Origin of the sequence: Kocuria oceani, assembly GCF_029524215.1 — a bacterium.
Taxonomy (GTDB): Bacteria; Actinomycetota; Actinomycetes; order Actinomycetales; family Micrococcaceae; genus Kocuria; species Kocuria oceani.
Window position 1 is genome coordinate 133,538 of the sequence record NZ_JARAMH010000005.1, and the last position, 26,480, is coordinate 160,017.

The 26,480-nt window shown below is 74.5% G+C and carries 27 protein-coding genes; 13 read left to right on the top strand and 14 right to left on the bottom strand.

Features of this window, described 5'->3' with window-relative positions; genetic code table 11:
* Positions 1–5: 5 nt before the first annotated feature.
* Positions 6–671: a metal-dependent transcriptional regulator gene (locus PU704_RS07515; protein WP_047802428.1), complete on the bottom strand. Its 666-nt coding sequence runs from the start codon at positions 669–671 to the stop codon at positions 6–8.
* Positions 672–898: 227 nt separating this feature from the next.
* On the opposite strand from PU704_RS07515, the gene PU704_RS07520 reads away from it, so the two are divergent.
* The 5 genes from PU704_RS07520 (at position 899) to PU704_RS07540 (ending at position 5,463) form a co-directional block, all read left to right on the top strand.
* Entirely contained in the window at positions 899–1,435 is a 537-nt protein-coding gene (locus PU704_RS07520; protein WP_075871183.1) for a DUF4242 domain-containing protein, read from the top strand.
* Positions 1,436–1,563: 128 nt separating this feature from the next.
* Positions 1,564–2,655, top strand: a complete 1,092-nt coding sequence (locus tag PU704_RS07525) for an acyl-CoA dehydrogenase family protein (RefSeq protein WP_277550869.1) — start codon at positions 1,564–1,566, stop codon at positions 2,653–2,655.
* Positions 2,631–3,389, top strand: coding sequence for an ABC transporter ATP-binding protein (locus PU704_RS07530; RefSeq protein WP_238985986.1), 759 nt, complete (start codon positions 2,631–2,633; stop codon positions 3,387–3,389). Before PU704_RS07525 ends, PU704_RS07530 begins: the two co-directional genes overlap by 25 nt.
* Positions 3,386–4,567 (top strand): ABC transporter substrate-binding protein, encoded by a 1,182-nt coding sequence (locus PU704_RS07535; protein ID WP_277550870.1) that lies wholly within the window; start codon positions 3,386–3,388, stop codon positions 4,565–4,567. Before PU704_RS07530 ends, PU704_RS07535 begins: the two co-directional genes overlap by 4 nt.
* Positions 4,564–5,463, top strand: a complete 900-nt coding sequence (locus PU704_RS07540) for an ABC transporter permease (RefSeq protein ID WP_238985985.1) — start codon at positions 4,564–4,566, stop codon at positions 5,461–5,463. Before PU704_RS07535 ends, PU704_RS07540 begins: the two co-directional genes overlap by 4 nt.
* A 15-nt stretch (positions 5,464–5,478) precedes the next feature.
* On the opposite strand, the gene PU704_RS07545 is transcribed toward PU704_RS07540, so the two are convergent.
* Positions 5,479–5,733, bottom strand: coding sequence for a CDGSH iron-sulfur domain-containing protein (locus PU704_RS07545; protein WP_238985984.1), 255 nt, complete (start codon positions 5,731–5,733; stop codon positions 5,479–5,481).
* A complete protein-coding gene (locus PU704_RS07550; protein WP_047802425.1) occupies positions 5,730–6,791 on the bottom strand; it encodes an iron-containing redox enzyme family protein in 1,062 nt (353 codons plus the stop codon). Before PU704_RS07550 ends, PU704_RS07545 begins: the two co-directional genes overlap by 4 nt.
* Positions 6,792–6,987: 196 nt before the next feature.
* Between PU704_RS07550 and PU704_RS07555 the strand changes: the two genes are divergently transcribed.
* The 5 genes from PU704_RS07555 (at position 6,988) to PU704_RS07575 (ending at position 11,665) form a co-directional block, all read left to right on the top strand.
* Positions 6,988–8,349 carry a uracil-xanthine permease family protein gene (locus PU704_RS07555; RefSeq protein ID WP_047802424.1) on the top strand — a complete coding sequence of 454 codons (1,362 nt, stop codon included), beginning with the start codon at positions 6,988–6,990 and terminating at the stop codon, positions 8,347–8,349.
* Positions 8,350–8,495: 146 nt separating this feature from the next.
* A complete protein-coding gene (locus PU704_RS07560) occupies positions 8,496–8,903 on the top strand; it encodes a hypothetical protein (protein WP_053004767.1) in 408 nt (135 codons plus the stop codon).
* Positions 8,904–8,947: 44 nt separating this feature from the next.
* Positions 8,948–9,130, top strand: coding sequence for a hypothetical protein (locus tag PU704_RS07565; protein WP_075871214.1), 183 nt, complete (start codon positions 8,948–8,950; stop codon positions 9,128–9,130).
* A 40-nt stretch (positions 9,131–9,170) separates the two neighbouring features.
* On the top strand, positions 9,171–9,764 hold the full coding sequence (locus PU704_RS07570; RefSeq protein WP_380113671.1) for a putative PEP-binding protein: 594 nt from the start codon (positions 9,171–9,173) through the stop codon (positions 9,762–9,764).
* Positions 9,761–11,665: a heavy metal translocating P-type ATPase gene (locus PU704_RS07575; protein ID WP_277550872.1), complete on the top strand. Its 1,905-nt coding sequence runs from the start codon at positions 9,761–9,763 to the stop codon at positions 11,663–11,665. The genes PU704_RS07570 and PU704_RS07575 overlap by 4 nt, the downstream gene beginning before the upstream one ends.
* 43 nt (positions 11,666–11,708) lie before the next feature.
* Here PU704_RS07575 and PU704_RS07580 read toward each other — a convergent pair whose 3' ends face one another.
* From PU704_RS07580 to PU704_RS07590, 3 genes are read right to left on the bottom strand one after another with little or no spacing between them, the layout of a single operon-like run.
* Entirely contained in the window at positions 11,709–12,137 is a 429-nt protein-coding gene (locus tag PU704_RS07580; RefSeq protein WP_047802422.1) for a universal stress protein, read from the bottom strand.
* A 32-nt stretch (positions 12,138–12,169) separates the two neighbouring features.
* Positions 12,170–13,495, bottom strand: a complete 1,326-nt coding sequence (locus tag PU704_RS07585) for an erythromycin esterase family protein (RefSeq protein WP_277550873.1) — start codon at positions 13,493–13,495, stop codon at positions 12,170–12,172.
* Positions 13,492–14,841 carry a phosphoribosyltransferase gene (locus tag PU704_RS07590; RefSeq protein WP_277550955.1) on the bottom strand — a complete coding sequence of 450 codons (1,350 nt, stop codon included), beginning with the start codon at positions 14,839–14,841 and terminating at the stop codon, positions 13,492–13,494. Before PU704_RS07590 ends, PU704_RS07585 begins: the two co-directional genes overlap by 4 nt.
* 256 nt (positions 14,842–15,097) lie before the next feature.
* On the opposite strand from PU704_RS07590, the gene PU704_RS07595 reads away from it, so the two are divergent.
* Entirely contained in the window at positions 15,098–15,652 is a 555-nt protein-coding gene (locus PU704_RS07595; protein WP_277550875.1) for a hypothetical protein, read from the top strand.
* Positions 15,653–15,670: 18 nt separating this feature from the next.
* On the opposite strand, the gene PU704_RS07600 is transcribed toward PU704_RS07595, so the two are convergent.
* The 4 genes from PU704_RS07600 to PU704_RS07615 all read right to left on the bottom strand — a co-directional run bounded on the left by PU704_RS07600 (position 15,671) and on the right by PU704_RS07615 (position 19,529).
* Entirely contained in the window at positions 15,671–16,723 is a 1,053-nt protein-coding gene (locus PU704_RS07600; protein WP_277550876.1) for an enoyl-CoA hydratase/isomerase family protein, read from the bottom strand.
* A 39-nt stretch (positions 16,724–16,762) separates the two neighbouring features.
* Positions 16,763–17,587 (bottom strand): glycerophosphodiester phosphodiesterase family protein, encoded by an 825-nt coding sequence (locus PU704_RS07605; protein WP_047802418.1) that lies wholly within the window; start codon positions 17,585–17,587, stop codon positions 16,763–16,765.
* 10 nt (positions 17,588–17,597) lie between these two features.
* A complete protein-coding gene (locus PU704_RS07610; RefSeq protein ID WP_238985983.1) occupies positions 17,598–18,479 on the bottom strand; it encodes an HAD family hydrolase in 882 nt (293 codons plus the stop codon).
* A gap of 120 nt (positions 18,480–18,599) precedes the next feature.
* Positions 18,600–19,529: a carbohydrate kinase family protein gene (locus tag PU704_RS07615; protein ID WP_047802417.1), complete on the bottom strand. Its 930-nt coding sequence runs from the start codon at positions 19,527–19,529 to the stop codon at positions 18,600–18,602.
* Positions 19,530–19,732: 203 nt separating this feature from the next.
* Between PU704_RS07615 and PU704_RS07620 the strand changes: the two genes are divergently transcribed.
* The gene (locus PU704_RS07620; protein ID WP_075871209.1) at positions 19,733–21,184 is read left to right on the top strand and encodes a glyceraldehyde-3-phosphate dehydrogenase; all 1,452 of its coding nucleotides are present in this window, start codon (positions 19,733–19,735) and stop codon (positions 21,182–21,184) included.
* Positions 21,185–21,307: 123 nt separating this feature from the next.
* Here the strand turns inward: PU704_RS07620 and PU704_RS07625 are convergent, their stop codons facing one another.
* The 4 genes from PU704_RS07625 to fdhD all read right to left on the bottom strand — a co-directional run bounded on the left by PU704_RS07625 (position 21,308) and on the right by fdhD (position 25,447).
* On the bottom strand, positions 21,308–22,633 hold the full coding sequence (locus PU704_RS07625) for a M18 family aminopeptidase (RefSeq protein ID WP_075871208.1): 1,326 nt from the start codon (positions 22,631–22,633) through the stop codon (positions 21,308–21,310).
* 9 nt (positions 22,634–22,642) lie between these two features.
* A complete protein-coding gene (locus PU704_RS07630; RefSeq protein WP_277550877.1) occupies positions 22,643–23,740 on the bottom strand; it encodes a CPBP family intramembrane glutamic endopeptidase in 1,098 nt (365 codons plus the stop codon).
* A 68-nt stretch (positions 23,741–23,808) separates the two neighbouring features.
* Positions 23,809–24,543 carry a glutamine amidotransferase gene (locus PU704_RS07635; protein ID WP_075871206.1) on the bottom strand — a complete coding sequence of 245 codons (735 nt, stop codon included), beginning with the start codon at positions 24,541–24,543 and terminating at the stop codon, positions 23,809–23,811.
* 40 nt (positions 24,544–24,583) lie between these two features.
* Positions 24,584–25,447 carry a formate dehydrogenase accessory sulfurtransferase FdhD gene (gene fdhD / locus PU704_RS07640; protein WP_277550878.1) on the bottom strand — a complete coding sequence of 288 codons (864 nt, stop codon included), beginning with the start codon at positions 25,445–25,447 and terminating at the stop codon, positions 24,584–24,586.
* Between the two features lie 383 nt (positions 25,448–25,830).
* Between fdhD and PU704_RS07645 the strand changes: the two genes are divergently transcribed.
* Positions 25,831–26,421, top strand: coding sequence for an alternate-type signal peptide domain-containing protein (locus tag PU704_RS07645; RefSeq protein ID WP_277550880.1), 591 nt, complete (start codon positions 25,831–25,833; stop codon positions 26,419–26,421).
* Positions 26,422–26,480: the final 59 nt, after the last annotated feature.

Here is a 26,480-nt window from a genome sequence, read left to right on the forward strand (position 1 = left end):
CCGCCTCAGGGCCGCGGCCGGACCCAGACCGCCTCGGCGGCCAGGACGCCCACCTCCACGACGGCCCCGCCCACCGTCACGGCCACGCCCCGGGGCAGGACCTCGCCCAGCACGAGCTCCGTCCCGGGGCGGATGCCGGCCTCGCCGAGCCGGCGCAGCCGGCCCGGGTCGGCGTCGGAGACCCGGGCCACCACCGCGGTCGTGCCCGGCGGGACCTCGGCCAGCAGAACGGCCGTGGCCGGCGGCACGGTGCCGTCCGGCCGCGGGATGGGGTCCCCGTGCGGGTCCCGCTCCGGGTGGCCGAGGAGGGCGTCCACCCGGGCGATGAACCTCTCGCTCACCGCGTGCTCGAGCACCTCGGCCTCCTCGTGCACCTCGTCCCACGCGTAGCCGAGCCGGGTGGCGAGGAAGGCCTCGAGGACCCGGTGGCGCCGGACCATCTGCACCGCGACCTCCCGGCCCCGGTCCGTCAGCACGATCCCCGCGTGCTCGGTGCGGCCCAGCAGGTTCTGCGCCGTGAGCTTCTTGACGGCCTCCGAGACGGTCGACGGCGACAGGCCCAGCCGCTGGGCCAGGCCGGTGGTGGTCACCGGGTCGGCCGACCACTCCTGGGCCAGCCAGACGGTCTTCAGACAGTCCTGGACGGACCGGTTCAGCTCCTCCGCGCGCATCCCACCAGGGTAGCGACCCGCGGAGCGGCAGCACCCGGCCGCCGAGAGCCGGACGTGGTGGCGCATTGTCCACGCGGCGGCCCCCCGTGTCACGAAGAACCATTCGGAATCTTTCGTGTTGCGCACTGTGACGCCGCCCCGGACACACCGGACACCGGAGCCTAGCCTGGGAGCAGTGCCCGAGCGGCCCCGGCGCCGCGGTCCCCGTCCTCCCCGGAAGGAATCCCATGTCTCTCCACCTGCTCGAGATCGTGCCCGCCTCCCCGTCCAAGGACGCCGTGACCCAGCTCATCGCCACGGTCTCCGAGGCCGTCCCCGCGGCGGGCGCCGAGGTCATCGAGTCCCAGGTCACGGCCGATCACGGACGGGTCTTCGTGATCGTCGAGGCCGAGGACGCCGCCGAGGGCCTCGCCGGGACGGTGCGCTCCGCCGCCGGTGACGCCGCCACGGAGGTCACCGGTCCCGACGCCGTGCGCCTCGTGGGCGCCGAGCTCGAGGACATCAAGAAGCTGCGGGGCGACGCCCAGTACCTGGTGGAGTGGGACATTCCCGCCGAGATCACCATGGAGCAGTACCTGGCCCGCAAGAAGGCCAACTCCCCGAAGTACGCCGAGGTGCCCGAGGTCTCCTTCCTGCGCACGTACGTGCGCGAGGACACCGCCAAGTGCCTGTGCTTCTACAACGCCCCCGACGAGGCGTCCGTGGAGCGGGCCCGCCAGGCCGTGGGCACCCCGTTCGACCGGCTGTTCAAGCTCAACGTCTGAGCGGACCGCAGCACTCGGCGGCACGGCGGCCCCCACGACCCGGGGGCCGCCGTCGTGCGTCCCGCCCCCGGACCCGCCCCGCCGTGCGCACCCGCCCCGCCCCGCACACCCCGGCAGAACGGAAGACCATGACCCAGTCCACCCGCCCTCCGTCCGCGCCCGGCGGGCCGGCCCCCGGGGGCCGGCCCCTGCTCGCACCGCTGGTCGACTACCCCGACCACGACGTCGTCCGCCGCACGGCCGCGGCACGGGCGCACGACGTCGACACGGCCGTCGAGTCCCCGTGGGAGACCCTGCGCGAACTGGGGGCCCGGGGGCTGCTGGACCTCGGGCTGAGCGGGTCGCTGGCCCAGCAGGCCGCCGTCGTGTTCGACCTGGCCACCGAGTGCACCGCCACGGCGTTCTCCCTGTGGGCGCACCGTGCGACCGTGGAGTACCTGGCCGCCACCGGGACGGAGATCCCCGCGGACGTGCGGTCCGGGGCCGTGCCCGGGTGCTCGGCGATGGCCCCGGCGTTCAAGGACGCCGCCGGCATCGGAAAGATCCCCGTGACCCTCACCGACGGCGCCGCGGGACCGGTCCTCAACGGCACCGTGCCGTGGGCCTCCAACCTGTACCCCGAGGGCGTCGTGGTGCTGCCCGCCGTGCGGGAGGACGGCTCGCGCGCGGTGCTCCGCACCCGGGTCGCGGCGCCCGGTGTGACGGTGCGGCTGCTCGAGGACCTGATGGCGCTCAACGCGACGGCCTCGGGGGTGCTCGTGCTCGAGGACGTGCCCGTCGACCTCGCCGAGGACCTGCTGAGCGAGGACGTCCCGTCCTTCCTCACCGCCGTCCGGGGCCCGTTCCTGCTGCTGCAGACCGCGTTCTGCCTCGGCCTCTCGGCCGCCGCGCTGACCGCCGCGCACGAGAGCATGCAGGGCGTGGCGGACGTGTTCCGGGAGGAGCTGGAGCAGGCGACCGCCGACCACGGGCGGCTGCGGGCCGAGCTGCTGCGCCTCGCGGAGGCACCCCGCGAGGCGGGGCCCCGGGAGCTGTTCTCCCTCCGGCTGGACGCCGCGCTGCTCACCGGCCGGGCCACCCGGATCGAGGGGAAGGTGGTGGGCGGGCGCGGCTACGCCATGTCCTCCCCCACGGCGCGCCGGGCCCGCGAGGCCGCGTTCCTGCCCGTGCAGTCCCCCACGGAAGGTCACCTGCGGTGGGTGCTGCAGAACCTCGCCTGAGCCGCGCCGCCCCGCGGCCCGCGCTCACCGTCCGCGGGCTGCGCAAGAGCTACCCGGGGGCCTCCGCCCCCGCCCTCGACGGGGTGGACCTGACCCTGCGCAACGGCGAGACCCTCGCGGTGCTGGGCCCCAGCGGCTCCGGGAAGTCGACCCTGCTGCGGGCCATCGCCGGGCTCGAGCCCCTGGACGGGGGCAGCATAGAGTTCGGCGACGCCGACGACCGCTTCGCCGTGGTCTTCCAGGACCCCGGGCTGTTCCCCTGGCTGTCGGTGCGCCGGAACATCGCCCTGGGCGGGCGGTACCGGCGCAACCGCGACCGCTTCGAGGACTCCAGGGTGGACGAGCTGCTCGAGATCCTCGGCCTGGCCCAGCTCGCGCACACCCCCGTCCAGGAGCTCTCCGGCGGGCAGGCCCAGCGCGTGTCGGTGGGCCGCGCGCTCGCGGTGGACCCCGACGTGCTGCTGCTCGACGAGCCGTTCAGCGCCCTGGACCCGGCCACCCGCAAGGACCTCCAGCTGTGGCTGCGCGCCCTGACGACCGAGCTGGAGCTGACGGTCTTCCTCGTGACCCACGACGTCGACGAGGCCATCACCCTCGGCGACCGGATCGGCTTCTTCGCCGGTCCGCGCGGATTCCGGCAGCAGTGGGTGCCGGCGCAGGACGGCACGACGGCCGAGCAGATCCTCGCCCACTACCGCGGGGCCGACGACGGCTCCGGGAACTGGGTCATATGAGCACCGGCGGGCCGAGCCGGCGGGTGCTGCTGCGGGCCGGGGCCGGGGCGGCGGCGCTCACCGGGCTCGGCTGGGGAGCCGGGGCCCTGTACGCCGACCGCCAGCAGGACGCCCGGGCGGCGTCCGGGCCGGCGCGCCCGGTGCGGATCGGGTACCTCCCCATCACGGACGCCTCCCCCCTGCTGGTCGCCCACGCCAACGGGTACTACCAGGACGCCGCCGTGCCGGTCGCCGAGCCGGTGCTCTTCCGCAGCTGGGCCTCCCTGTCCGAGGCCTTCGTGGCGGGCAAGGTCGACGTGATCCACATGCTCATGCCCATGGCCCTGTACATGCGCTACGGGCTGCGGGCCGACGTCCGCATCACCGCCTGGAACCACATCAACGGGTCCGCGCTCACGGTGCGCCCGGACGTGCACCGGCTCGGGGACCTGTCCGGGGAGTCGGTGGCGATCCCGGCGTGGTGGTCCGTGCACAACGTGATCGTGCAGAAGATGCTGCGCGAAGCCGGCCTCACCCCGGTGATGCGCGAGACCCCGTCCCGGCAGGACCGCACCGTCGCCCTCCTGCCCATGGCCCCCTCCGACATGCTCCCGGCCCTGAACAACGGGGTGATCGGCGGCTACGTGGTGGCCGACCCGTTCAACGCGGCCGCCGAGGCGAAGGAGGTGGGGACCATCCACCGGTTCCTCGGCGACGTCTGGCACGACCACGCGTGCTGCGTGACCATGATGCGCGGCGAGCTCATCCGCCACCGCCCGGCGCAGGCCCAGGGATTCATGGACGCCCTCGTCCGGGCGCAGGCCTGGGCCCGGGACAACCGCCCCGAGACCGCGGCGCTGCTGTCCGCCGGCTACCTCCCCCAGCCCCGGCCCGTGATCCAGCAGGCCCTGACCTACTCCGCCGCCGCGCACCAGGACGCTCTGCACCACCCCGCGTGGAGCGGCGAGCGCCTGGACTTCCGCCCGTATCCGTACGCCAGCTTCACCGAGGAGCTGGTGCGGGCCATGCAGGAGACCGTCGTCGACGCCCCGGCAGGGTTCCTCGACGGGCTGGACCCGGCCGCCGCCCACCGCGAACTCGTCGAGGACACGCTCGTGACCCGCAGCATCGAGAAGGCCGGCGGGCTGAGCGTCTTCGGCCTGACCGGCACGACCCGCACCGAGGAGATCGCCCCATGAGCGCCCCGCACCGGACCCCGCAGGACGCCGCGGGCTTCCCCACCGACCTCGACGGCGCCGCCCGGACGGACCCGTCCCGCACCGGCCCGCCCCGCTCCGGACCGGCCCGTTCCGCTGCGGCGCGGCCCGCCCCGCGCCCGCGGTCCCGCTGGGCCGGCCCGGCCTGGGGGCTCTTCGGGGTGCTGGTCACGGTCGCCGTGTGGTGGGCCTTCACGCACGCCGCGGCGGGCGCCAGCACGATGATCGCCGCGTTCCAGCCCGAGCGGATGCCCGGCGCCGTGGCCTCGCTGTTCGAGCGGGGCGTGGTCGTCCAGGACGGCCTGACCAGTCTGTGGCGCCTGCTGTGCGGGCTCGGCGTGGCCACCGGGCTCGGCGTGCCCCTGGGCCTGCTCATCGGCTCCTACCGCCGCTTCCGGTGGACCAGCGCCCCGGTGGTGCAGTTCCTGCGCATGGTCTCCCCGCTGTCCTGGGCGCCGGTGGCCGTGGCGCTGCTCGGGGTCGGCAACGCGCCCGTCATCTTCCTGGTGGCCGCCGCCGCGGTCTGGCCGATCACCATGAACACGGCCGCGGGCGTCGCGGCCCTGGACCCGCTGCACCTGCGGGTCGCCGAGACGCTCGGGGCCACCCCCGCCGAGCGGCTGCGCACCGTGGTGCTCCCGAGCATCCGCCCGTTCGTCATGACCGGCGTGCGGCTGGCCCTGGGGATCTCGTGGGTGGTCATCGTCCCGGCCGAGATGCTGGGGGTCAGCAGCGGCCTGGGCTACGAGATCCTCAACGCCCGCGACCGGCTGGCCTACGACGAGATGCTCGTGGTGATCCTCGTCATCGGTCTGCTGGGCATGGCCCTGGACGGGCTCGCGCAGTGGTTGCTGCGCGAGCCGCGTCCGCGCCGCTGAGCGCCGGCGGGCGGATCAGCGGGCCCGGAAGCGGGCCCGCTTGTGCGAGCCGTCGCAGAAGGGCTTGATGGAGGAGGCTCCGCACCGGCACAGCGCCACGGTGGCCCGCCCGGGGTCGATGGGGCGGTCGTCCCCGTCCAGCAGCTCGTAGCCGCCGCGCACGAGCAGCGGGCCGTCCGGGCACACGGTGATCGACACCGGCTCGGTGGGTCCGCCGGGCCCGGGGTCCAGGACCGGCTCGTGGTCCTCGGCGGGGCGCTCCGCGCTCACCGCACCAGCTCCGCAGCACCGGACCGGGAGGACTCCGCCGGGGCCGGGCGCAGCGCGGACTCCCCCGCCTCCCAGCGGGCCAGCGCCTGACGGGCGGCGAGCGCGTCCAGGTGCAGCACGCAGCGGGCGCCGAAGAAGACGTCCGCCGCGACGGCAGGGTCCTCGACCACGAGCCCCCCGGCCATGTCCCGGGCGGCGATCTGCTCGTGGGCGGCGTCGGCCTCGACGTGCTCGTCGTAGAACGCGGCCGCGGCCGGCAGGCCCAGGCGGTGGAAGCCGCGCGCCAGGAACTTGGAGGGCACCGACGAGGTCATCTCGTACATCGCCAGGTGCCCCACCACCGCCCCGCGCAGCCGGCGGTGCAGGCCGAACATGCTGACGGTGTTCACACCGGCGAGCCACTCCGCGGGCACCCGGTCCACGGCGCTGCCGTAGGAGTCGTCGAGGCCGGCCTCGCGCATCCCGGCCGCGAACAGGGCCGCGTGCATCCGGGCGGCGTTGCCGCCCCCGTACTCGTCGATCTGGATCTCGATCAGGCCGGCCTTCGCCCGCCCGCTCAGCCGCGGGATCCCCCAGGTGTGCGGGTCGCCCTCCATGAGCTGGTAGACGGACTTCAGCTGCAGGAACTCCCGTGCCTGCCCGGCGTCCGCCCGGCCGGAGAGGTGGCGTGCCAGGCTCGGGCCGTCGTCGTCGGCGGCCATGGCGAACAGCGCGTCCGCGACCGACTGCGGGGTGTCCGGCACGGTGTCGGCGGGCAGCTCCGCGCGCAGCTGCGCCTCGAGCGCGTCCGAGAGGATCCCCCGCGTGCGCAGCAGCTCGGGGTCGCTCTCCCAACGGTCGTCGACCTCGTCGATCCCCTGGTAGTGCAGGGCGTGCAGGAGGAACAGGCCGAGCTGGACGTCGTCGTCGGCGAGGACGCTGCCTGCGCGGGACACGGCGGCGCGGGCGGCGTCCGGCAGCGCCGCGGCCCGGGACTCCGCCGCCGGGGTGCCGGGTGCCTCCCGGAACGCCGCGAGGAGGTCCTCGCCCAGCGGGCCTCGTGGCTGTGGCTGACGCATGTGTCGACTCCTGTTCGTCCGGTGGGGTGAACCGGCCACCATCATAGTTTCCATCACCGTGCTGATCATATGGAGGGCGTCCGACACGTGCCGTGCCCCGGGGCGCCGGGCAGCACCGCCCAGGGCATCGCCCGGGCACCGAGTACAGTGGTGGGGGCCCGGCTCCGGGCTGCACCCCGCCGTCGAGGAGACCCGCATGAGTTCCCCCGTGCCCGGACAGACCACCGCCGCCGCCCGTCTCGGACTGGGCTGGCGCCTGCACGGCGACGGCCGCACCGTCACCGCCGGGGAGGTCGTCACCCCCCGCGAACGGCTCACCTGGCCCCGGACCGTCACCATCGGCGCGCAGCACGTGGTGGCCATGTTCGGCGCCACCTTCCTGGTGCCGCTGATCACCGGGTTCCCGCCCTCCACGACGCTCTTCTTCTCCGGAGTGGGCACGATCCTCTTCCTGGTGATCACGGCGGGACGGGTGCCCTCCTACCTGGGGTCCTCCTTCGCGTTCATCGCCCCGATCAGCGCCTCGACCAACCAGTACGGCCCCGGCGGCGCGCTCGGCGGCGTCCTGATGGCCGGTGCGGCGCTGTTCCTGATCGGTCTCGTGGTGCAGTTCGCGGGCACGTCCTGGCTCCAGCGGCTCATGCCGCCCCTGGTCACCGGCACCATCGTGGCGCTCATCGGCTTCAACCTGGCCCCCTCCGCCAAGGAGAACTTCATGGCCGCCCCCGTCACCGCGCTCGTGACGCTGGCCTCCATCGTCCTCATCTCGGTGCTCTTCCGCGGCCTGCCCGGACGCCTGTCGATCCTGCTCGGCGTGTGCCTCGGCTACGTCACCGCGGTGCTGCGCGGGGAGGTGGACTTCTCCGTGCTCGGCGCCGTGTGGCGGGAGCAGGGCCTCTTCGGGCTGCCCCCGTTCCAGGCCCCCGAGTTCCACCTGCCCCTCATGGGCCTGTTCATCCCGGTGATCCTGGTCCTGGTGGCGGAGAACATCGGGCACGTGAAGTCGGTGGCCCTGATGACCGGCGACGACCTCGATCCCTGGATCGGACGGGCCATCATGTCCGACGGGCTGGCCACCGTGATCGCCGGCTCGGGCGGCGGCTCCGGGACCACGACCTACGCCGAGAACATCGGCGTCATGGCCGCCACGCGCGTCTACTCGACGGCGGCCTACTGGGTGGCGGCCCTCGTGGCGATCCTGCTGAGCGTCTTCCCCGTGTTCGGTGCCGCCGTGGCCACGGTCCCTGCCGGCGTCCTCGGCGGGGCGGCCACGGTGCTGTACGGGATGATCGGCATGCTGGGTGTGCGGATCTGGGTGCAGAACCGTGTGGACTTCTCCAACCCGGTCAACCTCACCACCGCCGCGGTCGCCATGATCATCGGCATCGCGGACTACACGTGGGAGGCCTTCGGCCTGCAGTTCGCGGGGATCGCCCTGGGCACCGCCGCCACGCTCGTGGTCTACCACCTCATGGCGGCCCTGGCCCGCGGACGCGGCACGGTGGGCAGCGATCCGCTCGCCCCGGACACCACGCGCATGCCCTCCCCGCTGGGCTGAGCGACCGGCGTCCGCCTACCCGTCGGTAGAAGAAATATGCGCGCCAGTGGCCGGATATTTTGGTGACGTCCGTCACCTCTCCCCTAGCGTGGCGTGCGGGGGCCGAGCAGCCGGCCACGCACGACCGCTGCGGGGAGAGAAAACACATGCACCACAAACTGTCCGTTCTCGTCCAGGTCGACCTGGACGGCAGGCACGTCCGGCTCGTCGTCACCGGGTGCGTCACCGAGGTCAACCACCGGGCCCTGTGCCCGCTGGTCCGGCGCGCCCGCACCCTGGTGCCGGGGATCGCGGTGGTCGTGGACGCCTCCTCCGCCCACCACATCGAGCCCGCCGCCGTGGACCTGCTGCGCTGGGCCGCTGAGCACGACGACGCCGTGCAGGGCACCCCGCCCGTGGAGTTCGTGCTGCCCGACGAGCTGCCCGCCCACGGCGCCGTCACCCGGCTCGCCACCTGGACGCCCGCCCGCCGTGGCCGGGACGCCCCCGAGCCCGTGGGGCCGCGGCACCCCGCACGGCGCCGCACCGCGCCCCGGGCCCGGCTCGCCGGCTGACCCGGGGCCGTCCCGCCCGGTCCCGTCCGTTGGAGGAGAAGCCCGTGAGCACGATCCGCCGCGCCCTGACGGCCCACCCCGCCGCGCCGGAGCTCCCCCGCCAGGAGCGCTCGGAGGATTCCGAGTGCCTCGAGGCGTGCGTCGAGACGGCCCAGGTGCGCCTGATCGCCGCCGACGCCTGCGTGGAGGAGGAGGCCGTCGCGGAGCTGCTGGCGCGCAGGAGCTGACGTGGACGCGCCCCAGGTGTTCCGGTTCGAGGAGCTCGGGATGTCGGTCGTCGCCCGGGTGAGCGGCAAGAACGCCTCCCTCGGGGAGAGGGTGCGGGAGCCGACTACCCGGGGGCCGCGTGCCGGGAGGCTTCGCGACCTCCTCCGGCGCCTACCGGGCCCACGTCACGGCCAACGGGATCGGCCCGCCCCTGCGGGAGCGGCTCGAGGAGCGCGACACGGGCCGAAGGTCCGCATGGTGGGCGAGAGCCCCGCCGACGTGGTCCTGGCCGAACAGTCCGCCGAACGGTGCGACGGCTTGTCCATCGGCTCCGACGACCTCACGCAGCTCGTCCTGGGCGTGGACCGGGACGCCGGGGCCCTGCGCGCGCTGTTCGACGAGCGCGACGAGGCCGTGACCCGGATGATCAGCGAGGCGATCCGCAAGGCCCACGCCGCCGGCATCCCGATCGGCATCTGCGGTCAGGGGCCCGGCAACCACCCGGACTTCGCGGAGTTCCTGGTGCGTGAGGGCATCGACTCGGTCTCCCTGAACCCGGACAGCTTCCTCCGGACCGTCCGGCGCATCGCCGAGACGGAGCAGCGGATCGGCCACGAACCCGCGAGGGAGCGCAGGAGGACCATGGAGTCATGACGCTCTCCGTCGGCTCGCGCCCGGACACCGACGTCGACCCGGACCGCGCCGGCCGGTGGCTGGCGTTCCCGCGGCGCTATCCGCTGGTGGCCGTGACCCTGGCCGTGCTCGCCGTTGTCCTGGGACTGCTGGCCGCCGGGCAGCCGGTGCCGGCCCAGTGGCTGGGTTCGGGCTGGGCGCTGGCCGTGGCCGCCCGGGTGGCGTGGGGCATGGTCGAGGACGTCCTCGCCGGGCACTGGGGTGTGGACCTGCTGGCCGTCACCGCGATCGGCTCCACCGTGGCGGTCGGGGAGTACCTGGCGTCCCTCGTGGTCGTCCTCATGCTCACCGGCGGGCAGGCCCTGGAGGACTACGCCGCGAACCGGGCCCGGAGGGAGCTCAACGCGCTGCTCGAGCGCGCCCCGGTCCTCGCCCACCGGATGCGCCCGGACGGGTCCGTCCAGGACGTCCCGGTCGAGGAGGTCCGCCCCGGGGACGAGCTGATGGTCCGCCCCGCCGAGGTCGTGCCCGTGGACGGGGAGCTGGTCGGCGCGGACGCCGACTTCGACGAGTCCTCCATCACCGGGGAGAGCCTGCCCGTGACCCGCCGCGCCGGGGAGCCGGTGCTCTCCGGCGCGCTCAACGAGCAGCGGGCCGTGATGCTGCGGGCCACCGCGACCGTGGCCGACAGCCAGTACTCCCGGATCGTGGCGATGGTGCGCGAGGCCGCCGCGTCCCGCGCACCGGTGGTGCGCCTGGCCGACCGCTACGCCGTGCCCTTCACCGCGTTCGCCTTCCTGGTGGCCGGTCTGGCCTGGTGGTACCACCGGGACCCGGTGGTCTTCGCCGAGGTCCTCGTGGTGGCCACCCCCTGCCCGCTGCTGATCGCGGCTCCCGTGGCGTTCCTGGGAGGCATGAGCCGGGCCGCCCGCAACGGCGTCATCATCAAGGACGCCGGCACCCTGGAGCGGCTCGCGACGGTGCGCACCGCCGCCTTCGACAAGACCGGCACCATCACCTACGGCCGCCCGGAGCTGCTGGCCGTGCACGCCCGTCCTCCGTTCCGCCCGGACGAGCTGCTGCTCCTGGCGGCCTCGGCCGAGCAGTACTCCTCCCACGTGCTCGCGTCCTCCGTCCGGGAGGCCGCGCTCGCCCGGGGGCTGGTCCCGGTCCCGGCCGAGGACGCCCACGAGGAGGCCACCCACGGGGTCACAGCCACCGTGGCCGGGCGCCGGGTGGTGGTCGGCAAGCCGGCCCACGTGGCCCGCTCCGCCCCGGACGTGGTGGAGCGGGCGCTGGGCCCCGGTGAGCTGGCCGTCTACGCGGCCGTGGACGGCCGCTTCGCCGGCACCCTGGTGATGAGCGACCAGGTGCGCGAGGACGCCGCCGCCACGATGGCCGACCTCGCCCGGCTCGGGGTGCGGGAGATCCTCGTGCTCAGCGGTGACGCCCGCGCCACCGTGGAGCACGTCGCCGCGGCGCTGGGCATTCCCCGGGTGCTGGCCGAGTGCCTGCCCGAGGACAAGGTCCGCGCCGTGCGTGACGCCCCGGGACGGCCGGTGCTGATGGTCGGCGACGGCGTCAACGACGCCCCCGTGCTCGCCGCCGCCGACGTCGGCGTCGCGATGGGCGCCCGGGGCGCCACGGCCGCCAGCGAGTCCGCCGACGTCGTGGTCCTCACCGAGGACCTCGCCCGGACGGCCGGCGCGGTGCGGATCGGCCGGCGCACGGTGCAGGTGGCGCTGCAGAGCATCTGGCTGGGCATCGCCCTGTCCGTGGTGCTCATGCTCGTGGCCGCCACCGGGGCGGTCCCGGCGATCGCCGGGGCCCTCAGCCAGGAGGTCGTGGACCTCCTGGCCATCCTCAACGCCCTGCGCGCCCTGGGCGGACCGCGCCGCGAGCGCGGGCTCCCCGCCCGGTGACGGCCGCCCGTCCGATGCCGGGGGCAGGGGGCAGGGACGTCCGTCAGTGCGTGACGACCAGCACGGGGCAGCCGGCGTGGGCCACGCAGGCGCGGGAGACCGAGCCGAGGCCCGCGCCGGGCATCCCGCCGTGTCCGCGGCGGCCGAGCACGAGCAGCGCGGCGTCCCGGCTCTCCTCGACCAGCCGGGCCGCCGGCCGGCCGTGGACCAGGCGTGCGCCGAACCGTTCGGGCAGCTCCGCCCCGAACGTGTCGGCGACCGCGGACCGCAGCCGCTCCTCGGTCCCCGCGGGCGGACGGCCGGGGTCCACGGCCTGCCAGCCCTCGTAGATCCGCGGTCCCTCCCAGCACATGACCGCGACGAGCGGAACGCCCAGCCCGCGCGCGATCCGCGCTCCCGCGCGGAGGGCCTCCCGCGAGGCGTCGGAGCCGTCGACGCCGACGAGGACCTCTCGTCCCGTTCCTGTCACCACAGCCGTCCTCCTCCGTTCCGGTGCCACTGGTCTCAGAAGCCGGAGGGCTCGGTCTCCAGCTCGGGCTCCTCCGGCGGCGGCTCGTGGCCCAGCGGGCGCAGCGCGGAGGTCTCCTCGAACCAGAGCAGGGCGTCGTAGCGCTCCCCCATGCGGGTGGGGACGTAGTTGCCGGCCTCGCGCCACGGGTGGTACACCACCCCGATGGCCCGGTGGCCGAACCGCCCCGACAGCCAGGTCCCGGAGCGGTCCCGGCCGAACACGAGGGCCGCCGGCCCGCCGAGGGCCCGGTGCAGGAGGTCCTCGGCGGAGCCGGAGCGGGCCTCGGGCACGGCCACGACCTCCTCGGCCGCCCCCCAGGACTCCGCCGCGACCACGGTCCCGCTCCAGCCCGCCATGCCGACGAGCACCACCTCGGGAGCGCTGTGCCGCTCGCGCAGCAGCTGTCCCACGTTGACCAGCCCGGCGTCGAACATGTCCGTGGCCCGGGCGTCCCCCACGTGCGAGTTGTGCTCCCACACGAGACCCTTGGCGCCGGGGCCGTGGTGCCGGGAGAGCAGCTCCGCCGTGTCCGCCATGTGCTCGTCGCGCACGTTCCAGGACTGCCGGTCGCCGCGGACCATGGTGCGGTAGTAGCGCTCGGCGTCGGTGGCGACCATGGCGTTGAGCGCGGCGTCGAACGCGGCGGGGTCGTCCTCCAGCCGGCCGAGCGTGCGCCGGCGGACCTCCGCCAGGAGGGCGACGACGTCGGCCTCGCAGCTCTGGGGCACGATCCGGGTGCTCCACGCGTACTCGTGCGGGTCCTCGTGGAACGGGACGAAGCACTGCCACGCCTGCAGGGCGGCCGGCAGGGCCTCGGGCTCGTTGGCCTCGAGCCAGGTGATGATCTCCCGCAGCGAGTCCCACAGCGAGTAGACGTCCAGCCCGTAAAAGCCCACCTGCTCCGCCTCCGGCCGGCGCGCGTTCTCCTCCCGCAGCCAGTCGAGGAACTCGGCGACCTCCTCGTTCGCCCACATCCAGCGGGGCCAGCGGCCGAAGCCGGCCAGGACCCCGCGGGCGTCCCGGTCCTGCTCGGCCTGTCCGCGCACCCACCGGTTCAGCCGCCAGCAGTCGGGCCAGTCGCCCTCCACCCCGACCCAGGTGAAGCCGTGCTCCTCGATGAGCCGGCGGCTGAGCAGCGCCCGCCACCGGTAGTACTCGTGGGTGCCGTGCGAGGCCTCCCCCACGGCCACGAACCGGGCCCCGGCGCAGCGCTCGACGAGCAGGTCGAGGTCCGGGGCGCCCGTCAGCGGAGCGGCCAGGGAACGGATCTCGGCGAGGACCCCGGCGGCCCGGGTCCGCTCGTGCGCGGCGGGGGTCACCGGAGGTCTCCGCCGGTGTGCTCCCGGACCGCTGCCAGGTGCCGGAGGAACCAGTCCCGGGCCAGCCCGGCGGCCTCGTCGAGCGTGCCGGGCTCCTCGAACAGGTGCCCGGCGCCCTCCACGACGGCCAGCCGGGTGGGGCACTGCATCGACTCCTGCGCCCAGCGGTTCAGGCCCAGCACCTCGACGTCCCGGCTGCCGACGATCAGCAGGGTGGGCGCCTGCACGCGGCGCAGCCGCTCCCCCGCGAGATCGGGGCGGCCGCCGCGGGAGACGACGGCCGCGACCGGCGCCCCGGGCTCGGCCGCCGCCCACAGGGCGGCACCGGCCCCGGTGCTCGCCCCGAACCAGCCGACCGGGGAGGCGGCGGAGCCGGGCTGCTCCCGCAGCCAGGCGGTGGCCAGGAGCAGCCGGCGGGCGAGCAGCTCGATGTCGAAGACGTTGGCGCGCTCGGCCTCCTCCTCGTCGGAGAGCAGGTCGAGCAGCAGGGTGCCCAGGCCGGCCCGCTGCAGCACGGAGGCCACATACTGGTTCCGCGGACTGTGCCGGCCGCTGCCGCTGCCGTGGGCGAAGACCACCACCCCGGCGCCGGGAGCCGGCAGGTGCAGGTGGGCCTCGAGCCGCGTCGAGCCGGCCGGGATGCGCACGTCGGCGTCGACGGGATCCCCGGGCGCGTCGGCGCTGCGCGCGGGGGGCAGCTGCGCCTCGTGCCCGCGGCGGGCGGCGTCCAGCAGGGCGACCACCTCGTCGTCCTCCGTCGCGGAGAAGTCGCGGTAGTGGTGGCCCACGGCCGCGAAGTAGGGCGGGGTGGCCAGGCAGATCACCTCGTCGGCCTCGGTCACCCGGCCGAGCGCCTCCTCCGGGGCGACCGGCACCGCGAGCACCACCCGCCCGGCGCCCAGCTGGCGGGCTATCCGGCAGGCCACGCGCGCGGTGGAGCCGGTGGCGATGCCGTCGTCGACGACGAGGGCAGTCCGGCCCGTGAGGTCGATCCGCTCCCGCCCCTCCCGGAACCGGGCGGTCCGGGCCTCGAGCACGGCGCGCTCCCGCTCCTCGATCCGCTCCAGCTGCGCGTCCGTCACGCCGAAGTACTGCAGGGTGCGCTCGTCGAGCACCCGGGCGCCCTCCTCGCCGATGGCGCCCATCGCCAGCTCCGGCTGGGAGGGGACACCCAGTTTGCGGACCACGATGACGTCGAGCGGGGCGTCGAGCATCCGGGCCACCTCATAGGCCACCGGCACTCCGCCGCGGGGCAGTCCCAGCACCACCACGTCCCGGCCGCGCAGGGGCATCAGCCGCCTGCCGAGCCGGTGTCCGGCGTCGGCCCTGTTCTCGAAGACCACCATGTCTTCCACCACCCCTCCGGCGGGCGCGTCCCGGCGCTGCCTCGTCCCGGTGCCGCGTGCACCGGGGATCGGACGCCGGAGCGGATGCTCCCAGCGTAGGCAGGGGCACAACGCGGTGGAAGACCCGCCCGCCAGGTGACGGACGTGGACATCGCCGCGGGTCGGGCCGATAATGCGAGCACCCGGGGCCGGCGACGGCCCGCACGAACCACCCCGCACGAACCAGCCCGCACGGCGGGAGGACGGAGCACGCCGCATGGGCGACCGCACGCAGACCCGGACCATGGGAACGGTCTACGCGCTCTTCCTGGGGGCGCTGATCGCCCTCTTCGTGGGTCTCGGCGTCGGCACGGTCCACCCCGGGCCCCGGGAGCCGGAGGCGTCCCCGGAGCTCGTCGCCGCGCAGGAGGTCCGGGAGCTCACCGCGGAGGAGCAGCAGCAGTGGGCGGAGCACCTGGTCGAGCGGGAGGAGTGGGAGGAGCAGTCCATGCGGCACAGCCGGGACGTGGGCGTGGCCACCCTGGTCGTGGCCGTGGGGCTGCTCGGGCTCGGCCTGCTCGTCGAGCGGCGCGGGCCGGTGCTGGCCAACGGCATCCTGCTGGGCGGGCTGTTCACCCTGCTCCACAGCGTGGTGCGCAGCCTGATCTCCCAGGACACCCTCGTCACCTTCGGGGTGGTCACGGTGTCCCTGGTGCTGGTCCTGTTCCTCGGCTACCGCCGCTTCGTGGACCGGCCCTCCGGCTCCGGGGGGACGGCCGGCCCGGTGCGCGTGGTGGTCAGCCGCAACGGCAAGGACCCCTCCCACCGCTGAGCGCGCCGGGCGGGCCGGTCAGAGCGGCAGCGGGAGCTTCTCGCCGAGCACGGCCCGGACCGCGCCGGCGTCGACGTCCGCGACGGAGGCGTGCTCCCACACCGGGGCGTTGTCCTTGTCCACGAGCACCGCGCGCACGCCCTCCGCGAAGTCGGGCCGGGCGATCGTGTCCGCGGCCAGGCGCAGCTCCCGCTCCAGGCAGGAGCGCACACCGTCCTCGGCCGCGCCGCGCTCGAGCAGCTCGAAGGTGCGCACCAGCGAGGACGGGCTCATGCCCGTGAGGTCCTCGGGGGCTGCGGCGACGATCTCCTGCAGGGTCGGGGCCCCGTAGCGGTCCTCGATCTGCTCCCACCGGGCCACGACGGGCGAGGGCTCCGGCTCGCGCGCGAAGCGGGCGAGGGCGTCGGCGGGTCCCTCCTCCACCACGGCCGCCGCGAGGTCGGGGAAGTCCTCGTCGGCCACGAGGACGTCGGCCAGCCCGAGGGCCACGGCGTCCGCGCCGCTGATCCGCTGCCCGCCGAGGGCGAGCCAGCGCCCCACGGCGAGGCTGGGCTCCCCCCGGCGGTCCGGGCGGGAGACGCGCGGCAGGAACCAGGAGGCGCCGATGTCGGTGAAGAAGCCGATCTTCGTCTCCGGCATCGCCATGACGGTCGAGCCGCCGACCACCCGGTGGGACCCGTGCACGGAGATGCCCATGCCGCCGCCCATGCAGATGCCGTTCATGAGCGCCACGTAGGGCTTGGGGTAGTCCGCGATCAGGCAGTCGAGGGCGTACTCCACGGCGAAGACCTGCGTCGCCGCCTCCAGCCGGCCCTCGCGGACGGCGTCCCGCACCTGCCGGATGTCACCGCCGGCGCACCAGGCCTTGGCGGAGGCCGAGGTGACCAGGACGTGGTGCACGGCGTCGTCGTCCTTCCACGCGTCCAGGGCGGCCTTCAGGTCGTGGTACATCTGCGCGGTGAGCGCGTTGAGCTGGCGGGGACGGTTGAGCACGAGGTGCCCGGTCCCGTTGCGGACCTCGGCGAGGACGTGCTGGTCGGTGTCCGCGGGCGGGGCGGCGGTATGGGTCATGGCCCCACCCTGCCACGCGGCACCCGGGCGTGTCATGGCTCACACGCCCGACGGCGGCCACTGCCCCCGCTCGGCCAGCAGCTCGGCGAGGAGATCGGCGCGGTCGGTGACGATCCCGTCCACGCCCAGCTCCAGCAGCTCGGCCATCTCGGCGGTGTCGTTGATCGTCCACACGTGCACGTCGATGCCGTGCCGGTGGGCGAAGTCCAGGAAGCGGGGGGTGACGAGCTCGAGCTGGGCCCCGCCGCGGAGCCGGTGGCGCCGCGGGATCTGGACGGTGTCGAAGGGCGCGATCCACCGGGCCGCGGCCCGCCGGGCCAGACGCCAGCTCGGCCCGCCCAGCCAGGAGCACACGAGCAGCAGGCGCATCCCGCCCTGGCCGGAGGAGGTGGGCACGGGCCGCCCGGCGAGCTCGTGGAGCCGGCGCAGCGTGCGCCGGCGCCGGCTCTCGGAGAAGGACGTCACCCGCACCCGGTGCACGGCCCCCAGCGCGTGGAGCAGTGGGGGCAGGGCGGTCACCGACGCCTCGTCCTTGACGTCGATGTTGAGCTTGAGCTCCGGGAGCTCGGTGAGCAGGTCGGCGAGCCGCGGGATGCCGCCGGCCCCGGCCACCCGCCGGGACCGGATCTGCTCCCACGTGAGGCGGGAGACCTCCCCGGCGTCGCCGGTGACGCGGTCGAGCGTGCCGTCGTGGAAGGACAGGACCACGCCGTCGGCGGTCGTGTTGACGTCGGTCTCGATCCACTCGTAGCCGAGGTCGCGGGCCGCGCGGAAGGCATCGAGGGTGTTCTCGGCGCCCTCGCGCGAGAAGCCGCGGTGGGCGAGGGCGGCGGGGATGTCGCGCCGGCGCGCTGGAGGGGTCACACCCCCATTGTTACCCCGTGGTAGCGGAATGTCCCGCCCGTGACGCGCCGGGTCGGCGGGCGTGCAGCAGCGCCTCGATCACCTGGGCCACCCCGTCCTCCGCGAAGGGCGGGGCCGTGCGGCCCACGGCCCGGGCGACGGCGGGGTGCCCGCTCGCCATCGCGTAGCCGTGGCCGGCCCAGGTCAGCATCTCGAGGTCGTTGGGCATGTCCCCGAAGGCCATGACCTCGTGCGGCAGGATCCCGCGCTCGGCCGCGTACTGCTCAAGGGTGCGGGCCTTCGTCAGCCCCCGCTGGCCCATCTCCACGAGCGGGGCGGCCGCGACCGAGTGCGTGACGGACAGCCGTCCGGCCACCAGGTCGGTGAGCGCCCGGTAGTACTCCTGCGGGTCGGCGGAGTCCAGCTTGGCGAGGAACTTCACGAGGCCCGTGCCGGCGGGCAGGCGCTCCCGCAGCGGGCCGACCCGCGGGGCGCCGATCTCCATGCGGTCGGTGCGGGCCCAGCCGTGGTCGGTGTAGACGCCGTCCAGGGTCTCGGCGGCGAACAGCGTGCCGGGATGGCGGGCGGCCACCTCCTCCATGACCGCGAAGGCCTCGGAGACCGGGAACAGGCTGGACTCCACCACGACGTCGGCGGTGAGGTCGTAGACCACCGCGCCGTTGGAGCAGATCACCACGCCCTGGTGCGCCAGCTGGTCGCGCAGCGGATCGAGCCAGCGCATGGGGCGGCCCGTCACGAACACCACGTGCAGACCTTCGTCCTGGGCGGCCCGGATCGCCTCGACGGTGCGGGGGCGGAACCGGAAGTCGTCGCCCAGGACGGTGCCGTCCAGGTCGCTGGCGATCAGCTTGACGGGTGCCGCGTCGCCGGGCACCTCCAGGGGCGGGGTCACGGGCGCGGGATCACGGCTCCTCGCGGCGCCGGCCCGGCCGCACGCGGGCCGGCGGAGGGTGCGCGGTCGGGCACGACGGCCTCCTGTCGGTCGGGCACGGACGGATCGGTTCGGTGCGGCTCAGGAGGAGGGCAGCTCGTCCGCGCGCGGCAGGTCGGCGCCGGCGCGCGAGACCGTGACGCCCGCCGCCGAGGCGGCGTAGCGCAGCAGCTCGCCCACCTGCTCCGCGTCGAGGTCGTCGAGCCGCTCGCGGGCCGGCGCCCCGGTGAAGCCGTGGTCGGTCAGCCAGGCCAGCAGCGCGGCCATGAACGAGTCGCCGGCACCCACGGTGTCCACCACCTCGGCAGGGGCGGCGGGCACCTGCGCCCCCCGCGGGCCGGTGGCGCGGGTGAGGGCCCAGGGCCCCAGGGGGCCGCGGGTGACGACGACGAGCTCCGCGCCGGCGCGGAGCCAGGCCGCGGCGCTCTCCTCGACGCTGCGGTGGGGGTAGAGCCACAGCAGGTCCTCGTCCGAGGCCTTCACGACGTCGGCGAGGGCCACGAGCTGCTCGGCTCGCGCCCGGGCCCGCGAGGAGTCGGGGATGATGGACGGCCGGCAGTTGGGGTCGTAGGAGACGAGCGCGGTGGCCTGGGCCAGCTCCACGGCGTGGCGCACCTTCGAGGCCCCGGGCTCGAGCATCGCGCCGATCGACCCGACGTGCAGCAGGGTGGTGTCCCGGAGCAGCTCGCCCAGCTGCTCGTCGCCGAGGTCCAGGGACCAGTCCAGCTGGAAGTCGTAGGTCGCGGCGCCGTCGTCGCCGATGACGGCCTCGGCCACGGAGGTCGGCCGGGCGTCGGCCTCGAACGGCAGGAGCACGCCGTTGTCCCGCAGGTGGGCCTCGACCTGGGCGCCGTACTCGTCCTCGCCGTAGCGGCCCAGGAACTGGACCCGGTGCCCGAGGCGGGCCAGGCCCACAGCCACGTTCATCGGGCTCCCGCCGGCGTGCGCGCGGGGCTCCTGTCCGCGCTTCGAGACCACGTCCACGAGCGCCTCACCGATCACCGTCAGCATGTCCTCACGGTAGCACCCGCGGCTCCCGCCGCACCGGCGTCCGGGGCCGTAACGCGGCCCCGTCCCGGCGCCGCGGTGCCCTTAGAATGGGCGGTGGCACCGTGCGCGACCCGCAGCGGCGCGCGCACCCGAGACCGCGCAACGAGGCGCGGCCTGTCACGGCCGGACACGATGACGTCCCCGGCCGAGGAAGAGAGTCATTCTTGAGCACTCCCGAAAGCTGGTCCGACCGCGAGGCCCTCGCCGAGCTCATGGTCCCCCTGGTCGGCCGCCTGCACCGCGAGAACAAGGTCGTGCCGACCGTCTACGGCCGTTCGCTGGTGCACAAGTCCGTCACCCAGATCCTCAAGGCGCACCGCTTCGCCCGCCGCATCGACGGCCAGGAGCTTCCGCTGGAGGACACCACCCGCCTGCTCGAGGTGATGTCCGGGCTCAACCTCGGCACCTGCGCGGTGGACCTCGGCAAGCTCAACCGGCTGGCCCGGGAGTCGGACCAGGACCTCGAGGCGTTCCTGCGCGAGGAGCTCGCCCCGGTGGTGGACCGCAAGGCGCAGAACCTCCCGGAGTCCCAGGACGTGGTCCTCTACGGGTTCGGCCGCATCGGCCGTCTGCTCGCCCGCATCCTGGTGAACCGCAACGACGGCACCGGGCTGAACCTGCGCGCCGTCGTGGTGCGCAAGAAGCCCGGCAACGACCTGGTCAAGCGCGCCTCGCTGCTGCGCCGGGACTCGGTGCACGGGAAGTTCGACGGGACGATCCACGTCGACGAGGAGAACGAGGTCATCACCGCCAACGGCGTGGCGATCAAGTTCATCTACGCGAACGACCCCTCCGAGATCGACTACACCGCCTACGGCATCGACAACGCGATCGTCGTGGACAACACGGGCGTGTGGCGCGACGAGGCGGGCCTGTCCAAGCACCTGCAGTCCAAGGGCGTCGCCAAGGTCCTGCTCACGGCCCCGGGCAAGGGCGAGCTGAAGAACATCGTGTGCGGCGTCAACGACGACATGATCACCCCGGAGGACACCATCCTCTCCGCCGCGTCCTGCACCACCAACGCGATCACCCCGGTGGTCAAGGTCGTCAACGACAGGTACGGCATCGCCCAGGGCCACGTCGAGACGGTGCACTCCTACACGAACGACCAGAACCTCATCGACAACTGGCACAAGGGCGACCGCCGCGGCCGCTCCGCCGCGCTGAACATGGTCATCACCGAGACCGGCGCCGCCAAGGCCGTGGCCAAGGCCCTGCCGGAGATGGCCGGGAAGCTGACCGGCAACGCGATCCGCGTGCCCACCCCGGACGTCTCCATGGCCATCCTGAACCTCCAGCTCGAGGAGGCACCGGAGTCGGAGGCCGCCGTCAACCGGTACCTGCGGGACATCTCGCTGAACTCGTCCCTGCGCAAGCAGATCGACTACACCGACTCCCCGGAGGTCGTCTCCACCGACTTCGTCGGCTCCCGCCGGGCGGGCGTCGTGGACGGCCTGGCCACGATCGTCAACGGCAGCTCGCTGGTGCTCTACGTCTGGTACGACAACGAGTTCGGCTACTCCTGCCAGGTGGTGCGGGTGCTCGCCCGGATGGCCGACATCGCCATGCCGCAGTTCCCGGCCGAGCGGGTCGCGGTGGGCGCGCTGTCGGGCTGATGCGCTCCCGGGCGGTGCCCGCGAGGAGGGGCCGTGCCACCCGGGCACGGCCCCTCCTCGCGTCTGCGGGACCCGCCCCGGGCGGTGACCGGGGCATGGCCCAGCCACGGACCGGGGCCCGGCTCAGCCGGTGAAGAAGGCCCCGGCGACGGCGCCGAGGGCCGCGACGTCGTCCACGTGGCACAACTCCCGGGCCGAGTGCATGGACAGCAGGCCGATCCCGACGTCGATCGTGCGGATGCCCAGCCGAGCGGCCGTGAGGGGCCCGATCGTGGATCCGCAGGGCACCCGGTTGTTCGAGACGAACTCCTGGTAGCCGACCCCGGCGCGCCCGCAGGCCTCGGCCCAGATCCCGGCGCCCACGGCGTCCGTGGCGTAGCGCTGGTCGGCGTTGATCTTCAGCAGCGGACCCGCCCCGGGGACGGGCCGGTTCACCGGGTCGTGGTGGCCCTGGTAGTTGGGGTGCACCAGGTGCCCGGCGTCGGCGGACAGGCACACGGACCCGGCCAGCGCCCGGCGGTGCTCGGCCGCGGTGCGCCCCAGCCCGTCGGCGACGCGCACCAGCACGTCCTCCAGGAACGGTCCGGCGGCCCCGGAGCGGGTGCCGGAGCCGATCTCCTCGTGGTCGAAGGCGGCGAGCACCGCGATGTGGCGCCCGGCCTCGACGGCCCCGGCCTCGCGGAGCAGGGCGCTGAGCCCGGCGTGCACGGAGGAGAGGTTGTCCAGCCGCCCGGAGGCGAGCAGGGTCCCGCCGTGCCCGAACACGGCGGGCGGCTGGGCGTCCGCCAGCACCACGTCGTAGCCGAGGACCCGCGCCGGGTCCACGGGCCCGCCCGCGGCGTGCTCGGCCAGCAGCGCCAGGACGTCGGCGTCCTCCGGCCTGCCCACCCCCCAGATCGGCTGCACGTGCTGCTGCCGGTCCAGCTGCAACCCCTTGTTGGCCTCGCGGTCCAGGTGGATGGCCAGCTGCGGGATCCGCGCCACGGGACCCGTCGCGGTGAGCCGCTCGACCGGTGCGCCGTCGTCGCCGCGCAGCACCAGCCGCCCGGCCAGGCGCAGCTCGCGGTCCAGCCACGAGTTCAGCAGCGGCCCGCCGTAGACCTCCACGCCCGCCTGGTACCAGCCGTGGGCGGTGGTGGTGGGCCGGGGCTTGAGCTTGAAGCCCGGCGAGTCGGTGTGCGCGCCGAGGATCCGGAAGCCCGCCGCCGGGGTGACGTCCGCCGGCGTGGCCCACGCGATGAGAGCCCCGTCCCGGAGCACGTAGCGCCGCCCGCGCACGCCGGTCCGGGACCAGTCCACGGTCTCGTCGAGCCGGGTGAAGCCGGCCTCCTCCAGCCGCGCGGCCGCGGCGTGGGCCGCGTGGAAGGAGCTCGGCGAGTCCAGCACGTAGCGGCCGAGGTCCTCGGCGGTGGACAGCGGATCGGCGGTGGGAGCGCGGCGGGGGTCCATGGCGTCAGTCTACGGAAGGCGCTGCGGCACGGTCCCGGGAGCCTGACCGGCCCAGTGGCCGGGGCAGGCGGGAGGACCGGGGCACACCCAGGCGCCGGCCCCGGGCCCGCCCCACGCCGGCGCGCCGGGGCCGAGCACGGCCGGGCGCGGCGGGCGCACGGTGCGGGTGACCTCCACCCCGTGCTTGCGCGCGGCGCGGACCACGAGCCACGCGAAGAGCACCTGCATGGCCGCCGAGAGCGCGAGGGCCAGCCCCGTGGACTCCTGGGCGTCCGGATCCGCCAGGCCGAAGGCCCCGAAGAGCGTCGCCACCACGTTGTTGACCACGTGCAGCGCGATCGCGGCCTCGAGCCCGCCCGTGCGCCAGGTCAGCCACCCGGCGACGACCGCCATGACGGCCACGGCCAGCAGGCCCCAGACGTCGTACAGGTGCCCGAAGGTGAACAGCGGCACCGGCAGGAGGATGGCGAACACGGGCCGGCGCAGCCAGCGGCCGACGGTCTGGAGCAGGTAGCCGCGGAAGACGAGCTCCTCGGCCGCGCACTGCAGCGGCACCACGAGCACGATCATCGCGATCAGCCACCAGAAGCCCTCGACCGGCCGGGGCGGGGGCGGCGCCCCGAGCGTCGCCAGCTCCAGCAGGAGCGCGGCCGCGTGGCCGAGCGCGTAGATCCCCAGCGCCACGAGCAGGCAGCGGGCCAGGAAGCCCCAGCGCAGCCGCCCGGTGACCGACAGCAGCAGCCCGATGGGGCGGGGGCCCATGATCGCCCGGGCCGCCAGCAGCGCGGGGATCATGAGCACCAGGGAGAAGAAGAGCATGAAGAAGATCGCCGGGTCCATGATGTCCAGGGCCGTGGCGTCGAGGACGAGGTCGTCCATGGCCTCCTCCCCGCGCACCGCCATCAGGCCGACGGCCCACACGATGCCGAAGACGACCGTCAGCACCAGGTAGAAGGCGCCGAAGAGCAGCAGCTCCACGAGGGGCTTCCACCACCGGTGCTCGGGGTCGGCGTGGGCCAGGCGGTGGTACGGCAGGACCCGGGGGGCGGGCTCCGGGCGGTGGTCGTCGAGAGGGCCCGGGCTCCACGGGGCGGCGCGCATGGTCATGTCCCTACGCTATCGGCCCCGGCGCCCCGCGGACACGCGGCAGTTCCGGGGGCGGACCCGTCCGGGGCTCAGCGCGCGTAGCGGTCCACGAACGCCGCGAGCAGCTTCGCCGGCTCGGTCACGGGCGGGCCCCGGCGGATCCGGTCCTTGACCTCCTCGGCCCCGCCGACCGGGAAGTAGCCGTGCTCCTTGTACGCCTCGATCCGGTTCAGCAGGGCGGGGGCGTCGAGCTCGGGGTGGAACTGGGTGGCGTAGAGGTTCTGCCTGACCCGGAACATCTGGACGGGGCAGCCCGTGCCGGTGGCCAGCAGGACGGCGGTGGGCGCGAGCGTGCGCGTGCCCTCCTTGTGCCCCACGAATCCGTGGAAGGTGCCCGGGAAGTCCCGGAGCAGCGGGTCCCGCCGCCCCTCCTCGGTGAGGGTCACCTCGATGACGCCGATCTCCTCGCCCCGGGTGCGGTCCACGATCCCGCCCTGGTGGGTGCCGAGGGTGCCGACGCCGTAGCAGGCGCCCAGGAAGGGGAAGTCCCGGGCGACGACCTCGTCGAGCAGGTCCCGCATTTCCGACTCGGCGCGCCGCTGCGTCTCCGACTTCAGCTCGGGAGGGTCGGAGGAGTTGAACGGGGAGCCGCCGATGATGACCCCGGAGTAGCGCTCGAGGTCGATCGGCGGCATGGGCCCGGCCTCCAGGCGGACCCGGTGGAGCAGACCCTCCTGCAGGCCGCTGAAGCGGCAGACCGTCTCGTACTCCTCGTCCGCGACGTCGTCCTCGGCGCGGGTGGCGAGCAGCAGGAAGGGCTTCATGACCCCATCGTAGCCAGCGCCGGGGTGCTCCCCCGCCCGCTCAGGGGACGAGGCGCTCCCGGTGGGCGTAGGCGTTGAACGACGTCCCCCGGCTGAAGCCGAGCAGCGTGATGCCCACCTCGTCCGCGAGGTCGACCGCGAGGGCGGAGGGCGCCGAGACCGCCGCGAGCGCGGGGACACCGGCCATGGAGGCCTTCTGCACGAGCTCGAAGGACGCGCGCCCGGAGACCTGCAGGACGGTGCCGCGCAGGGGCAGCAGGCCCTCCCGCAGCGCCCAGCCCACGACCTTGTCCACGGCGTTGTGCCGCCCGACGTCCTCGCGCACGCACAGCAGCTCCGGCTCGGCCGGACCGTCGCCGGCCCCGGCGGAGTCCGCGGGCCAGCGGAAGAGGCCGGCCGCGTGGACGCCGCCGGTCGTGGCGAACAGCTTCTGCCCGGTGCGCAGCCGGTCCGGCAGGGCGAGCAGCCCGGGCACGGGGAGCCGGACCGGGTCCGCCGCGGGGTCGAAGGAGGAGACCTTGGTGACGGCCTCGATGGACGCCGTGCCGCAGACCCCGCACGACGACGACGTGTAGACGTGCCGCTGCATGGAGGTGTCCGGCAGGGCGACCCCCGGGGCGAGCCGGACGTCGACCACGTTGTAGGTGCGCTGCCCGTCGGGACCGATGCCGCTGCGGTAGTCCATCTGCACGAGCTCGGACGGCGCCCGGACGACGCCCTCGGAGACGAGGAAGCCGGCCACGAGGTCGAAGTCGTGCCCTGGGGTGCGCATGGTGACGGTGAAGGGGCTGCCGTGGAGCCGGATCTCCAGGGGCTCCTCCCCGGCCAGGGTGTCCGCGCGGCCGCCCCCGTCGCCCTCGGCCGTGTACCGGTGCACCCGGCGTCGCTGGGATGCTCGGGTCATGGGGGTCCTCCGCTCCGGGCCCTCCGGGTGGGAGCCCTCCCCCGGCATCCTAGGCCCGGGGCCGGACCGGCCGGAACGCCTTCATTACCCAGCAGTAACGTCGGGTGAAGTGGGGACAACCGAACTCTGTTCGAATACATAGACTTTTGTCTAGAGTTGACGTGTCAAGGCGATCCGGCGGTAGGGCTACCGGCGGTTCGCCCGGCGATCCACCGCGGTCCCGCGGACCCGCGCCCTCGGGCGCGGTCGTTGCACCGGGACGCCGGCTCCCCTGATCCCGGGGCCGGTGTCCCCCGCTCCACCGGGCCCCGCACCGGATGCCGCGCGCCGCGCACCGATCCCGCGCAGCTCTCCTCCCACCCCTCTCGCACGAAGGCGGAACCATGTCCCCTGCAGCACAGCACCTCCCGTCCGAGTCCCCCGCGCGGGGCGCCAGGAACCGCCACACCGGCAAGGCCGTCCTGGCCGGCGTCGTGGCCGTCGGTCTCCTCGCCGCCGGCGGCGGCACCTTCTCCAAGTGGTCCGAGGAGAAGGCCATCGCCTCCGACGACATCATCACCGCCGGCGAACTCTCCATGTCGACCCCGACGGTCTTCTGGACCGATGGGACCGGCCGGACGATCGAGCCCGACACCTACCGGATCGTTCCGGGCGACACCATCGAGCTGCATGCTTCGACGACTGTGACTGCGAAGGGGGACACCCTCGAAGGCGCTCTGGAGCTGCAGTTCCCGGCAGAGCTGCAGAAGGAGATCGATGAGCTCGCCGAGGCCGGTTACGTGTCCTATGACGTCACGTTCAGCAGCGGGGCGAAGACCACTCAGGATTCGTACCCCATCACCAAGAACGACAACGGGCACGTCGTGGAGGCCATCGCGACGTTCACCTGGGATGCGGACAAGACCACCGACAGCTTCGGCGAGAACGCCGACACGTCGCTGACCGGCACCAAGCTCGTCCTGACGCAGCAGTGACCGCAGGGGCCGGTCGGCCCCAGGGTCCCCGGTACGGCGCCGCCGCACCGGGGACCCCA

Excerpts from the sequence above, each read along its gene's own strand:
- PU704_RS07515 (WP_047802428.1), bottom strand. The coding sequence starts at position 671 with ATGCGCGCGGAGGAGCTGAACCGGTCCGTCCAGGACTGTCTGAAGACC.
- PU704_RS07520 (WP_075871183.1), top strand. The coding sequence starts at position 899 with ATGTCTCTCCACCTGCTCGAGATCGTGCCCGCCTCCCCGTCCAAGGAC.
- PU704_RS07525 (WP_277550869.1), top strand. The coding sequence starts at position 1,564 with ATGACCCAGTCCACCCGCCCTCCGTCCGCGCCCGGCGGGCCGGCCCCC.
- PU704_RS07535 (WP_277550870.1), top strand. The coding sequence starts at position 3,386 with ATGAGCACCGGCGGGCCGAGCCGGCGGGTGCTGCTGCGGGCCGGGGCC.
- PU704_RS07540 (WP_238985985.1), top strand. The coding sequence starts at position 4,564 with ATGAGCGCCCCGCACCGGACCCCGCAGGACGCCGCGGGCTTCCCCACC.
- PU704_RS07550 (WP_047802425.1), bottom strand. The coding sequence starts at position 6,791 with ATGCGTCAGCCACAGCCACGAGGCCCGCTGGGCGAGGACCTCCTCGCG.
- PU704_RS07555 (WP_047802424.1), top strand. The coding sequence starts at position 6,988 with ATGAGTTCCCCCGTGCCCGGACAGACCACCGCCGCCGCCCGTCTCGGA.
- PU704_RS07560 (WP_053004767.1), top strand. The coding sequence starts at position 8,496 with ATGCACCACAAACTGTCCGTTCTCGTCCAGGTCGACCTGGACGGCAGG.
- PU704_RS07570 (WP_380113671.1), top strand. The coding sequence starts at position 9,171 with ATGTCGGTCGTCGCCCGGGTGAGCGGCAAGAACGCCTCCCTCGGGGAG.
- PU704_RS07575 (WP_277550872.1), top strand. The coding sequence starts at position 9,761 with ATGACGCTCTCCGTCGGCTCGCGCCCGGACACCGACGTCGACCCGGAC.
- PU704_RS07590 (WP_277550955.1), bottom strand. The coding sequence starts at position 14,841 with ATGGTGGTCTTCGAGAACAGGGCCGACGCCGGACACCGGCTCGGCAGG.
- PU704_RS07595 (WP_277550875.1), top strand. The coding sequence starts at position 15,098 with ATGGGCGACCGCACGCAGACCCGGACCATGGGAACGGTCTACGCGCTC.
- PU704_RS07600 (WP_277550876.1), bottom strand. The coding sequence starts at position 16,723 with ATGACCCATACCGCCGCCCCGCCCGCGGACACCGACCAGCACGTCCTC.
- PU704_RS07615 (WP_047802417.1), bottom strand. The coding sequence starts at position 19,529 with ATGCTGACGGTGATCGGTGAGGCGCTCGTGGACGTGGTCTCGAAGCGC.
- PU704_RS07625 (WP_075871208.1), bottom strand. The coding sequence starts at position 22,633 with ATGGACCCCCGCCGCGCTCCCACCGCCGATCCGCTGTCCACCGCCGAG.
- PU704_RS07630 (WP_277550877.1), bottom strand. The coding sequence starts at position 23,740 with ATGACCATGCGCGCCGCCCCGTGGAGCCCGGGCCCTCTCGACGACCAC.
- PU704_RS07635 (WP_075871206.1), bottom strand. The coding sequence starts at position 24,543 with ATGAAGCCCTTCCTGCTGCTCGCCACCCGCGCCGAGGACGACGTCGCG.
- fdhD (WP_277550878.1), bottom strand. The coding sequence starts at position 25,447 with ATGACCCGAGCATCCCAGCGACGCCGGGTGCACCGGTACACGGCCGAG.
- PU704_RS07645 (WP_277550880.1), top strand. The coding sequence starts at position 25,831 with ATGTCCCCTGCAGCACAGCACCTCCCGTCCGAGTCCCCCGCGCGGGGC.